This window comes from Herbaspirillum lusitanum (assembly GCF_046025995.1).
GTDB lineage: Bacteria > Pseudomonadota > Gammaproteobacteria > Burkholderiales > Burkholderiaceae_D > Herbaspirillum > Herbaspirillum lusitanum_A.
Map to the genome: position 1 here is coordinate 183011 of NZ_JAQQFM010000002.1, position 12324 is coordinate 195334.

11 protein-coding genes are annotated in these 12324 nt (G+C 57.8%); 8 read left to right on the plus strand and 3 right to left on the minus strand.

The annotated features are described in order from the left end of the window. The first annotated feature begins 60 nt into the window (after positions 1 to 60). Entirely contained in the window at positions 61 to 1047 is a 987-nt protein-coding gene (locus tag PQR62_RS03850) for a magnesium and cobalt transport protein CorA (protein ID WP_408154995.1), read from the plus strand. Between the two features lie 137 nt (positions 1048 to 1184). On the opposite strand, the gene PQR62_RS03855 is transcribed toward PQR62_RS03850, so the two are convergent. Next, positions 1185 to 5321: a translocation/assembly module TamB domain-containing protein gene (locus PQR62_RS03855; protein ID WP_408154997.1), complete on the minus strand. Its 4137-nt coding sequence runs from the start codon at positions 5319 to 5321 to the stop codon at positions 1185 to 1187. A gap of 124 nt (positions 5322 to 5445) precedes the next feature. Next, entirely contained in the window at positions 5446 to 7221 is a 1776-nt protein-coding gene (locus tag PQR62_RS03860; RefSeq protein WP_408154999.1) for an autotransporter assembly complex protein TamA, read from the minus strand. A gap of 219 nt (positions 7222 to 7440) precedes the next feature. On the opposite strand from PQR62_RS03860, the gene PQR62_RS03865 reads away from it, so the two are divergent. The 3 genes from PQR62_RS03865 to PQR62_RS03875 all read left to right on the plus strand — a co-directional run bounded on the left by PQR62_RS03865 (position 7441) and on the right by PQR62_RS03875 (position 8858). Beyond that, on the plus strand, positions 7441 to 7713 hold the full coding sequence (locus tag PQR62_RS03865; RefSeq protein WP_408155001.1) for a hypothetical protein: 273 nt from the start codon (positions 7441 to 7443) through the stop codon (positions 7711 to 7713). Positions 7714 to 7932: 219 nt separating this feature from the next. Then, positions 7933 to 8715, plus strand: a complete 783-nt coding sequence (locus PQR62_RS03870; RefSeq protein WP_408155003.1) for a ferredoxin--NADP reductase — start codon at positions 7933 to 7935, stop codon at positions 8713 to 8715. After that, positions 8712 to 8858 (plus strand): hypothetical protein, encoded by a 147-nt coding sequence (locus tag PQR62_RS03875; RefSeq protein ID WP_408155005.1) that lies wholly within the window; start codon positions 8712 to 8714, stop codon positions 8856 to 8858. The genes PQR62_RS03870 and PQR62_RS03875 overlap by 4 nt, the downstream gene beginning before the upstream one ends. Here the strand turns inward: PQR62_RS03875 and PQR62_RS03880 are convergent. Then, positions 8845 to 9102, minus strand: a complete 258-nt coding sequence (locus PQR62_RS03880) for a hypothetical protein (protein ID WP_408155007.1) — start codon at positions 9100 to 9102, stop codon at positions 8845 to 8847. The two genes, PQR62_RS03875 and PQR62_RS03880, sit on opposite strands and share 14 nt — an antisense overlap. On the opposite strand from PQR62_RS03880, the gene PQR62_RS03885 reads away from it, so the two are divergent. The 4 genes from PQR62_RS03885 (at position 9097) to PQR62_RS03900 (ending at position 12280) form a co-directional block, all read left to right on the plus strand. After that, positions 9097 to 9354, plus strand: coding sequence for a hypothetical protein (locus PQR62_RS03885; protein ID WP_408155008.1), 258 nt, complete (start codon positions 9097 to 9099; stop codon positions 9352 to 9354). The two genes, PQR62_RS03880 and PQR62_RS03885, sit on opposite strands and share 6 nt — an antisense overlap. Positions 9355 to 9760: 406 nt before the next feature. Beyond that, positions 9761 to 10429 carry a response regulator gene (locus tag PQR62_RS03890; RefSeq protein ID WP_408155010.1) on the plus strand — a complete coding sequence of 223 codons (669 nt, stop codon included), beginning with the start codon at positions 9761 to 9763 and terminating at the stop codon, positions 10427 to 10429. Between the two features lie 396 nt (positions 10430 to 10825). Further along, on the plus strand, positions 10826 to 11350 hold the full coding sequence (locus PQR62_RS03895) for a fimbrial protein (RefSeq protein ID WP_408155012.1): 525 nt from the start codon (positions 10826 to 10828) through the stop codon (positions 11348 to 11350). A gap of 102 nt (positions 11351 to 11452) precedes the next feature. Next, positions 11453 to 12280 carry a fimbrial biogenesis chaperone gene (locus PQR62_RS03900; protein ID WP_408155014.1) on the plus strand — a complete coding sequence of 276 codons (828 nt, stop codon included), beginning with the start codon at positions 11453 to 11455 and terminating at the stop codon, positions 12278 to 12280. Positions 12281 to 12324 lie beyond the last annotated feature (44 nt).

Here is a 12324-nt window from a genome sequence, read left to right on the forward strand (position 1 = left end):
CATTGAGCGATCCGCATCGGATCCGATCACCTCGCGGCAGCGGCGCACATGGAGCCATACATGATCGACGCCAGCATGATCGTCAATTGCACGGTCTACAAAAAAGGCAAGAAACTGCGTGACATCACGCTCGATGAAATCAGCGATGAGCTGGAGCAGGAAGGGACTTTCGTCTGGCTCGGCTTGCTCGAACCGAATGTCGAGCTGATGTGCAAGATCAAGGAAGAATTCAATCTGCACGAACTGGCGGTGGAAGATGCCTACGCCGCTCATCAGCGCCCCAAGATCGAAGAGTACGGCGATACCCTGTTCGTGGTTTTGCATACCGCGCAGTTGGTGGACGGCGAGATCAAGTTCGGTGAAACCCACATCCTGACCGGCCCGCGCTTCGTGGTCACGGTGCGGCACGGCGCCTCGCGCAGCTATGCCAAGGTGCGCGAGCATTGCGAGATGCTGCCGGATCGCCTGGTGCGCGGCCCCAGCTTTGTGCTGTATTCGATCATGGATTTCGTGGTCGACAACTATCGTCCGATCATGGACGATCTGGAAAAGAAGTTCGATCTCTACGAAGCACAGCTGTTTCAGACCAGCGGCAATACCGGGCAGGCCTATTTGCAGGAGCTGTATCAGCTCAAGCGCCAGCTGATCCGCTTGCGTTCAGTGGCGTCGCCGGTATTGGATATCTGCACGCAGCTGCTGCGCTTTCATGAAGGTCTGATCACCAAGGACGGCAAGGCCTATTTCCGCGACATCTACGACCACGTGGTGCGCTTCATCGACACCGGCGACCGCCTGCGCGAAATGGTGGAGTCTGCGGTGCAGATCAATCTGGCCCAGGTCACCATTCATCAGAATGAAATCGTGCAGACCCTGGCCGGCTGGGGTGCGATTCTCGCCATTCCAACCATGATCTTCAGCCTCTACGGCATGAACTTCGCCCACATGCCGGGGCTGGACTGGCGCTGGAGTTTTCCGCTGGTGCTGGGCGGCATCATCTTCTGCTGCTCGATGCTGTGGCGCAGATTACGCAAGGCGGGATGGCTGTAGCGAGCGCGTTGCTTGCCCCAGGAAAAACGGCATCCCTGTTGGATGCCGTTTTTTTGTCGCAGTCGGATTGACGGTGTTCACATCAGCAGGACAGGACTGGCATCACCGGTCCTGTTTTCTTTTCTGCATTCCCGATCTCAGTCGAACCTGCGATTGAACACCACGTTCAGACCATTGATCGTGCCCGCGCGCGCCACCACCGACCAGCGTTGCGACAGTTGCCAGGTGGCCTTGGCGACGCTGGCGGCGCCGGTCAGGCTCTGCTCGTAGCCGATGGCCAGTTTCTCTGAAATCGCCTTGCCCAGATTGACCACCTGGTCGTTGCTCAGGCCGGATTCGCTGGCGCCGATCGAGAACTGGTCGAGGCCGATGTCCTTGGCGATCTTCTTGCCGCCGAAGTTGCCGACCAGCGCCAGCGCCTGACTGCTGGCATTGCGCTGGCCGATGCCGGAGCTGTCGGTGCCGTGGCCGAACATCATCCACGACAGTTTTTCATCGTCCGGCACGTTCGGTTCTGACACCAGTTTGACGCGCGGCTGATTGGCGTTGCCGGTGACTTCGACGCCGGCTTCCACGTCCTGATTGCGGCGCATCGCCAGAATGTTCAGGTTGGGATTGCTGATCGGGCCCTGGAAGTTGATGATGCCGCGCTCGATGTTGAGCTTGGTGCCGAAGGCTTCATACGTGCCTTCCGCGACATTGATGGTGCCGGTGGCGCGCAGCGGCGAGTAGGGTTCGCTGCGCACGTTCATGTCGCCGCGCAGCAGCAGATCGGCGCCGGTGCCCTTGAAGCGGAAGTTGTTGCCCAGATCGACCGAGATGTTCATCACAGGAGCGAACTTGCCGGCCGGTTTTTCGGTGGCGGCGGTGAGCTTCTGCTGGGAGCTGGCGTTGGCGCCGGCCTTGGCTTTCTCACCCTTGCGCACAATGATCACGTCGTCGCCGAGCTTGGGTGCGCTGCTCTTGGGCAGATCGAACAAGGCCTTGTCGACCACGAACTTGCCGTCGATGCGCAACTGTTCGGCCACATTGGCGACCGAGGCCTTGCCGGAGAGCATCAGCTGGCGGTCGGGACTGGCGAACAATTGCAGACGGTCGGCAGTGATGGTGGCGTTCAGATCCGGGTTGGATTCTCCCAGTTGTACTTTGCCGCTGGCGCGCAGCGTGCCTTCGCCGCCGCGGAATTCGATCTGGCGCAGATCAATCACGTTGTTGTCCATGGTGATGCGGGCGACGCCGTCCTTGAGCTGTATGCCCTGATCGAACAGCGTTACCGCCATGTCGTCGCCGTTGATCGCGCCCGACAGTTTGGGCTGGCCGAGCGTGCCTCCGGCGCTGAGATCCATCGCCAGCTTGCCGTTGAGGCTGACCTGCGGGCCGATCAGATCGCCGATGCGCTTCAGCTCCGGCACCTTGAACTGCGCCTTGGCGGCCAGCGGCGAAGAAGATGTGAGCGTCAGCAAGCCGTCCTGGCGTTGCAGGCCGCTACTGCCCTGGGCATCCAGCGTACCGATGCGGGATGCATTGGCGCGCGCCGCGAACTTCATCTGCTGGCCTTCCAGATCCGCACGAAGTTTCAGTTCGGACAAGCCGAGTGCGCTTTCGCCATTGCTGGTCGTAACGCGCATATCGCCCGATTTGCGTTCGATCCGGAAGTAGCCGCTGGCATTTTCGGCGAGCGCGAAATTCCAGTCGCTGTCGAGCACCAGATCGGTTTTCACCGGCGCTTCGGTACCGGTGAACTCGCGCACTAGTTCAAGGATCCGGCCGATGTCGAGCGCCTTGGCCTGACCGGCCGAGCGAATCCGTCCTTGCTGATAGCTGAAGTGCTGCAGGTCGATCGCCATGCGGTCGATGTTGAGGCGGGTGGCGCCGGCATCGATGGCATCGGCAGCCACGCTCAGGCTCAGCGGCGAAGCCATGGCGATCTGCGGCAGGCCCTTGTTGGAGAGCGTGTCGATGGTGCCGGTCCAGCCGTAATTGCCCCTGGTCTTTTCAGTCACCTTGCCGTGTGCGGCGAAGTCCAGATCCAGCGGATGATCCAGCAGACGGCCATTGGTCTGCAGCTTGAGATTGTGATTGGCGTAGGTGCCGGTCAGATTCAGATTCAGCTTGGCCAGTTCAGCCTGCGGGCCTTTGTAGCCTTCGCCTTCGACGCGCAGCGCCAGCTTGTTGTTGGGCGAGTTGACGCCGGCCGCCAGATCGGTACGCAGGTCGGCTTCGCCCGTCAGGCGCTGTACGCGGTGCGGGCCGAAGGCCAGTTGTTCGGCGCGATAGTTTGCGTGCAGGTTGGGGCGCTGCTGGGTGCCGGTCAATTGCCCGTCCAGCTTGAGCAGACCGGATAATCCATAACCCAGACGCTGCAGTTGCGGCGCATCGACATTCAGATTGAGCTTGTCGCCGCTGACGCCGAAGCTGCCGTTCAGATTCAGGGTATTGCCGGCGATCAGCAGATTGGCGGTACTCGGCAGCAGGCGCTTTCCGGCCAGCTGGATATTGCCCTTGCCGCTCATCGGCAAGTCGCCATAGCTGCTGTCATGGATTCCGAAGGCCAGCTTCACTTGCAGCTCGGGCGAAAGCACGCCGCTGGCATTGAAGTCCATGTTGATGCGCGCAGCCACCGGCTTGGATGGCGCAGCCGCGCTCTGTTTCGCGGCCTTGGCCGATTTGCCGCCGGCCGGCGCGGATGGCGGTGTGACCGCGCTCAGAAATGCCGTCGGGTCGAAATCGGCCAGCTTGCCTTTGACTGCATAATTCATGGCGCCCACGGTCGCCAGCGTACCGGCCACTTCCAGCCGTGATTTGCCGGCCGCCAATTGGGCCTGATGCAGTTCCACCTGTTCAGGATGGATGCTGCTGTCCAGCTTGATGCTGAGATTCCGGTCTGCCAGAGCCAGTTTGATGTCTTGCTGCGTCGCGCCCAGCTTGACATCCAGGGGGCCGCGCAATTGCGAGGCCTTGAGCTGACCATGAATCTGGTTCAGATCGAGATCGCTGATCTGGAACTTGAATTCACCGCCCATCGCCTGCTTGTCGCTGGCCGGCCGGAATTCGCCGCCGCCTTGCAGGCGCGCGTTTTTCAGCAGGCGGATATCCAGATTCGCCAGTTTCTGGTGCTTGAGATCCAGTTCGACATCGGCCTTGGCCGAGACCAGCGGCAGCAATTGATGATCGATGCGGCCGGGTTTGCCGTTGCTGATGTCGATGGTGCCGCCGACTTTCATGTCGCTTGCGGATGGTGGCGCCGCGGATGCCGAGTTCAATGCCGGCGTGGTGCCTGTCGCCGCTGCAGGAGCAGGTGCAGACGCTGTGTCGAGGGGGGCGAGATCTGCGCGTATGCGTAGATCGGCCTGCGGCGCACCGGCGCTGAAAGCTTGTGGATTCAGATGCTGGAAGTCGATCTTGGCGCGTTGCAGCGGCACCGGCGCAAAAGGTGTGGCCTGGATTTCGGCAGTGCCGTTGAGTTTGTCGCCGCTGGCTTTCAGCGCCACGCCCAGTTCTTGCAGCGAGCCGGAAAGCTGTGCTGCGATCTGATATTTCTCTTGCAACTGCCCGTTTTTGTATTCGCCCGCCAGCTCCAGTCCGCCGCTGATCGCGAAGGGCTGTTTGCCATTCAGGTTCAGCAGTGCGCTGGCATCGCCGAAAGGCGTGCTGAGGCTGTCCAGCACCAGCGTGTGCTGTATGCCGTCCGAGTCGCCGTGCAGTTTGAGATTGGATAGCTCGGTGATCGAGGTGCCCTGTTGCAGCGTCAGTTTTTTCAGCGAGATGTCGTTCAGCGCAAGCGCCAGCGGCAGGCTCAGCGATTGCGGCATGACCGTAGGTTCCGACGGCGAGGGCTGTTGATTCAGCTCGACCGTGCCGACCCGCAGATAGCGCACCGTCAGCTTGCGCGGCGCCAGCGACAGGTGCCAGCTCGAATCGATGCTGTCGATCTTGAGGATGCGCTTGTCATCGTGATAGTTGAGATCGCGCAGGCGCAAGCCATCAGCAATGCTGCCGCCCAGCAGCGTGCCGGACAGTTTGCCGTCCATCACGCGCACGGCGGTATTCCAGAGAATGCGTGTACCGTTTTCGGTCGTCACGGCAAAGATCGCGGCGCCGGCGGCGAGCAGCACCACGCCGGCCAGCGTGCCGCCCGACCACAGCAGCAGCTTGGCCGGCGTACTGCGTTTCCTTTTGCCTGTGTTCTGGCCGCGCCCGGCATTGTCAGCCTGCTTGCGATCCGAATTCGGATCCTGATCTTGCTGCGGCGGATGTTGATTCTGGTCTGTCATGCCTGCGTCTTCAAATCGATTGAGCCCGTCATTGCGGCTTGTTTATTCATGTCAGCGGTGGCCGCAAGCGGCGACCGTTTCTTTTGCACGCTTTTTGCTCCGGGCCTCGGTGCAAAGAGCGCCGTCAGAATGCGATGCCCAGCGAAATATGCGGGCGGATCTGCTTTTTCTGGATGCCGTAAGCCAGATCCAGATTGAGCGTGCCGACCGGGCTGCGCCAGCGCGCACCGGCGCCTACGCCCTGATAAAAGGTCTTGTTGTTCCAGTTGTCGGCAGCCGCGCCGACGTCGTAGAACACGGCCGCACCCCAGCTTTCGGTAAACCAGTGCTGATACTCGGTGCTGCCGACCGCCAGATACTTGGTCGGGTAGACCGTGCCGTTCTGTTCGTTGCCGATGCTCTGATAGCTATAGCCGCGCACCGACTCGTTGCCGCCGGCGCGGAACAGCAGCGAGGCCGGCACCGCCGAGGCGCTGCCCTGGGTGAATACGCCGCCCAGTTCGGCGCGCAGCAGCACCACATCGCGTTTGGCGACCGGGATGAACTGTTTGAAGCGTCCATACAGGCGGCCGAAGGTCTGGTCGGTCATGATGCCCTTGACCGCGAAGCCGGCTTCCAGCGTCAGCAGATTGCCCTGGCGCGGGAAGATAGGATCATCCACATTGCGGCGCGCCCAGGCGAAGCCGGGCACCAGGGCCTGATGCGTTCCGGGCGAGACTACGGTATTGCTCGGCAGGGTCGCGCCGTCTTCCTGTTGCAATTGATCGCGGTAGTAGGTCAGCGAATAGGTGGTGTCGTATTTGTCGCCGGTGCGGGTGCGTTTGAGACCGGTCTGGAAACTGCGCAGATCCACGCCTTCCAGCGTGGTGCGTTCATACGAGGTATTGAAGCTGTTGACGAAGCCTTTGTCGTCCGGCGGCATGCCCAGGCTCAGCAGGCCGTACTGGCGTTTTTGTTCCAGTCGCAACTGGCTGTCGAACACCCAGGCCTTGTTGAAAACGTTGTAGTGCGAATAGCGGCCTTCGACCTGCGCGCCGGTATCGGTCGCATACCCCACGCCGGCGCGTACGCGCTGCGTGGGATATTCGGTGACCTGTACCTTGACCGGCGTCAGATCCGGATGCGCCGGATCATCATCAATGCCGACGATGGCGTTGCTGAAGTAAGGCGTGTTCTGGATCTGGCGCTGCAAGGCCAGCAGGCGGTTGACGTCGTACTCTTCGCCGACATTGAGCGGATTGACGTTGCGGATGATTTCTTCCGGGTAACGCTTGGTGCCGGTGATCTGCAAAGGGCCCAGCGTGAAAGCCGGCCCGCTGTCATAGCGCACCGCCAGATCGGCTTGCTGATCGTCCGGATCGATGCGGGCTTCCGATTCGGCGATCTTGGCGGCGGCGTATTTCCTTTGCTGCAGGGTTTGCAGGCCGGCGTTCTTGGCCTTGTCCCAGTCTTCCTGCCGGAAGGGCTTGCCGACCGGCAGCGACCAGTTTTTCTGCACATCGCTGACGCGTTGCGGCTCTTGCTGCGTGATCGCACCGACCGCGCTGATGTCGGCGCTGTGAATGTTGGTGATCGGACCGGCTTCAACGGTGATCTGGATGCGGCTGATTTCCTGCTGACCGTCGGCTGAGGTTTCATGCTTCAGCTCGACCTTGGTCTTGGGCGAAAAATAGCCCTCGGTGGACGCCAGTTGCGTGACCTGATCACCCACGGTGTCGACCATGAATTTCAGTTGCTCCGGACTGAGGTCTGCGCGTTCCTGATAGCGCACCAGATCGAGATGTTCCTTGAGCAGCCTCTGCAGCGGCGAGGGCGCATCGATATCCACTTTGTAGGCGGCGTGTGCGGCGTCGGCGACGCACCACATAAAAGCAAGGGCCAGGCGGCAGGTCCAGTTCATTGAGTAGATTCTGTATTCTTAAAAAATAAATCGTGTGATGCCCGCATGTGTTGCATGAGATCGGCAAGCATCAGATCGGGTATTGCATGTGACCAGACCTTCGCAGAGCGCCGCATCGGTGCGAGTGCGCGGGGCGCCACTACTGCATCGAACGGTGAAGGTCGCCGATGCGCAGGAAATTTTCCTCGTGCTTGTCGGATCGGCTTTCACGGAATCGACATGATTGCCGCGTCGGCCAATATCCGGCTGTCGCGCAGCATGACCGTCCGCATCGGTATGGCTGCAAGCCCATCCCATGCTCATCTCTTGAGGCCGACGCTTGCCAGCAGATTTTTCCATGCCCGGTTAGGATGTCGCTTGCAACGCTTGCTGCTGTTTGCCGAGGGGAGCCGCTTTTATTCGGCTTTTTCGTTTCATCAGGCATCCTCAGGCATCTTCGGATTCCGGCAGCATAGTTACGATCTGCAGACCCATCGGCAAGACCCGGATTGATGGCGCTTAGTTCCACTCTGATTCGGGTTTTCCTTATTGCAGAGCTTGATATTGCAGCGTTTTATGCCTGCACTGAAATTCCGTGTTTCCTTGTCTGCCGATCGATCTCGGGTATTGTATCCGGCGAGCGCGTAGTTGGACTGCCTTGGTGGCTGTTTCAGACCGGGTGCCGGCTATTTTCAGAATTTTCTTAATTTCTGTTTCAACAAGGAGAGCTTAGTGGCAGTGGACGTAAGCGCAGACAAGGCCAGCTGTGAAAGACTGGTGTCGGTTCATCGCTGGACCGACAAGCTCATGACTTTTCGCACCACGCGGCCTGCTGGTTATCAATTCGTCGCCGGCCAGTTTGCCCGGCTCGGTCTGGAAATAGAGGGCGAGATCGTGTGGCGTGCGTATTCGGTGACCTCCGCTGAAAACGACAGCGAACTCGAGTACTACGCCATTGTGGTGCCGGAGGGCCTGTTCACCAGCAAGCTGGATCAGCTTGAACCCGGCGCGCCGGTCTGGGTGGAAAAGCTCAGCTATGGTTTCATGACGCCGGACCGCTTTGTCGACGGCAAGCATTTGTGGATGCTGGCGACCGGTACCGGTTTGGGACCGTTCATTTCCATCCTGCTGCAGCAAGATGTCTGGCGCAAGTTCGAGGATCTGGTGCTGGTGCATTGCGTGCGCCATGCAGACGAGTGGAGTTACTCCGAACAACTGGCCGCACTGCAAGTGCAGGCCCGTGCAGCTGGATTAACGGCGCGCTTGCATCTGCTGCAATTGCTTACGCGCGAGCCGGCGGCGCCGGGCAAGCTGCAGGGCCGGATTACCGACCTGCTGCGCAACGGCAGTCTGGAAGCCGCGACCGGCCTGGCGCTGGACGTCGATAACGCGCGCGTGATGGCCTGCGGTAATCCAGACATGGTGACCGAAGTGCGCGAGATATTGAAAGAGCGCGGTATGACGCCGTTGCGCCGTAATGGCGGCGGGCAATTCGTCACCGAGGATTACTGGTGATCGTGGACGCATACGCTGTTGCGCAGCGCTTGCCGATCGGTCTTTCTGAAGTTATTGAAAGTCATCCGCAACAGTTGCACGAAATGAAAAAGCCGCCTGAACAGGCGGCTTTTTTTGCTTCGCGAATGATCAGCGATAGTTGAACGACACCAGAATGGCGCCGCGCACCTTGCTCGGGACTGCATCTGCAGCATTGCTGCCTGCAGTGCGTTGCAATGCGGCCATCATCGGCACCGATGTGTCTTGTTTGCCGTGGAATGCATACGACACCGAGTCGCCAGGGGTGATCTGCTTGCCCTTGTGAGTCAGGCTGATTTCCACGCCCTCGACGCTGCTGCTGAACTGCGAGCCGGCATGCGGCCGGATGTCGTCAAACGAAATTTGCACAGCCTGATCAGCATTGCAATTGATCTGCATTTGGAATGTATCGGCCTTGCTTACTTGCTTCTTGTTGCTGCGCTGTTTCAAGCTGTCGGTCGTCAGGTTTACCATTGGCGTCTGTACGGAACAGACTGGCTCGACTACTGCGCCCTCAAAGCGGATCCGACCGCCATCGGCGAATGCGGCAAGAGGAAACGCCAGCACAGCAGCCAGCAACAGGAAAGAGAAGTGACGGTCAAATGCGGTTTTCATAAATAAAACTCCAGACAAAGATGGCCCTCCCTGGGCGTTCGCGTTCTGCCTCTGCTCGAAGTAATTCGAACAACGCAGACGATCCTTGAATTCGAAACGGTCTATTTAATATTTGCGAATCGCTTATCGAATAAGTTCGAGAGTATACGCGAGTAAATTCTAATGTCTGTTGCTTTTTGGTAATTTTTTAAAAAGACAAAAAAATATTTTTGCTGTGGTTTTTTCATCGAGTTTCATAGGGGCGAGTCCCTGCGCACAGCCCTGTTATTGAAATCACGCCGAATTAATGCGGGAACCAAGAGGAAGAAGCTCAAGTCCTCTGCATGAGCTTTGGGGGTGTGTGCCGAAGCTGAATAAACGTGAGTGGTTTCTTAGTTTTTTCAATTAAATATTTATTTAATTTGGGGGTAGTGTGAGTCTTATTTCTAACAAGGTGTTGCACGTCGCGATAGCCGACGATCATCCTGTGGTTCTGGGAGCATTGAAGAGCGAACTGGGCCGCTTGCCTGAAGTGCGTATCGATCTGGAAGCCAACAATGGCGACAGTCTGCTGGGTGCATTACGACGTGCGCCCTGCGAAATCGTGATTACCGATTTCACGATGACCAATGAAGATCGCGACGATTCGGATGGCTTCTCGTTGATCAAGCGCATCAAGGCGGAGCATCCTTCGACCAAGGTTATCGTCTACACCGCCATGTGCAATACGGCAGTGGTCAAGCGCCTGTATCGCATGGGCGTTTTCTCGGTGATCAACAAGAAGGAAAAGGCGGAAGAGCTGATCAATGCCTGCCTGGCGACGCAGACCAGCAAGCAGGTTTATTTCCCGGTCTCGCTGCGTGGTGAACTGGAAGTCAGCTGGGCACAAGGCGACGGTTTTGCGCAAAGCAAGGAGCTGACGCTGAGCGAGTTGGAGGTGGTGCGCCTGTTCGTCGAGGGCAATTCCCTGAGCGACATTTGCGATCGCCTGTCGCGTACGCCGAGCACGGTCAGCACGCACAAGAATAACGCCATGCGCAAGCTGGGCTTGTCGACTGATGCAGAGTTGATCAAGTATGCTTACGCCACCGGCATGATCTGAGTACGCGGGGGCGCACTCAGTATCTGCTTCGATTGAATCTGAGGCAGAAGTAAAAACGCAGCGATAAACGCTGCGTTTTTTTTCGCCTATCCATTTGATCTCTTGCGAGTCAATTTGAGACTTTTCCTATTTCGACCACGAAAACCGATCGATAACATGCGTCCTGTGTTTGGTTATGCCGTTTGCGCTGCATCAGTTTGAAATTCTTTCTTTCCTGTCTTCGCTCTCTGATCGCCACTCACAAACGAGATTTTCTATGTGCGCAAAATTCTTTCGGTATGCGTTGCATGGCGAATCGCAAGACTCGTCTGTCATGTCGATGCAGGATCAACGAAAGCTTTGTTGAAGACGTGTGCGGCAGAGGAAATTTTATTTTATTGATTACTCGGAGTAAAAATGAAAAAGACAGTATTGGCAACAATGTTCGCAGTGGCGATGATCCCGGCATTTTCCTATGCGGCTGACGGCAAGATCGACTTCACCGGTGAAGTCACCGGTCAAACCTGCAAGATCAATAACGGTGCTCCTAACATGACCGTGGCTTTGCCTAAGGTTTCGACCACCACTTTGAAGGATGCCGGTGCAACCGCCGGTAATACCGTGTTCACCATCAAGCTGACCGAGTGCTCGCCTGCAAGCGGTTCGGCGCGTGCCTACTTTGAACCAGGCCCGACAGTCGATCTGGCAACCGGTCGTCTCAAGTTGACCAACACTGATGGCGCAAAGAACGTTCAGATCGGTCTCGCCAATACCAGCGGCGAAGAAATCAAGATCGGTCAGTCGGGCAGCACGACCAATCCATGGGTTTCCATCGGCAGTGGTGCTGCTGATCTGCCGTACCTGGCGCGTTACGTTTCGCTGGGCTCTGCTGAGGCTGGCAAGGTTGCATCCAACGTGATGTACACCATCGAATTTCAATAATTCGATCGCAGTTCACCAGTAGTTGCAGATGCCGGCTGCTCTGGCCGGCATCTTTTCTAAAGTTCGTCTCGTTTTTGTACTTCCCCGTTTGCATATTGTTTGATGAGTTTGCATCGCGCAGCTCGTTATGGATGCGCTTTGCATTTTCAAATTATTGATTCAAGGGAGCATGTCATGAAAAAAAATATGAAGAAGGCATTTTTGATTGCAGCGCTGTCGACGCTGTTCTGTGCGCAAGCCGCCGCCAGTGTCGTGATCGGTGCGACACGTATCGTTTTCCCCTCGAACGAGCGCGAGGTTTCCGTCCGTTTGACCAATGAAGGCAGCACGCCGAGCCTGATTCAGACCTGGTTCGACAAGGGCGATGCCAACGCTCAACCTGATGCAACGCCAGTTCCTTTCGTGTTGACGCCGCCGCTGTTTCGCCTCGACCCGGCCAAGGGCCAGACCTTGCGTGTGATCCACACCAAGGAAGCTATGCCGCAAGATCGCGAAAGCGTTTATTGGCTGAATGTGCTGGAGATTCCCCCCAAGCCTAAGGATGGAGAAGCGGATGATTCCAATTTCATGCAGATGGCATTTCGCATCCGCATCAAGTTGTTTTACCGCCCCAAGGACCTGAATAAACAAGTCTTGCTGGACAAGGCGCCATCGCAGGTAGTCTGGAAAGTGGTCGCAGACGAGAAGGCCGCCGGTTACGTCGTAGAGGCAAGCAATCCCACGCCTTATCACATCAATTTCACCAAGGTTGCGCTGAATATCAGCGGCAAGGAAATGGCCGATGAGGTCGGCGGCATGGTAGAGCCATTCGGCAAGCTGCATGTTGTCGTAAAGGGGCTTAACAGTCAGCCGGCGAACGCCAAAGTTACTTACACCTTGCTCAACGACTACGGTGCATCCGTCACGGAAGACGCCACTCTGGCTCACTGAAATCTGTTTTCGATTTCTCAATCCCGGCTCGCCATTGAGCTGCA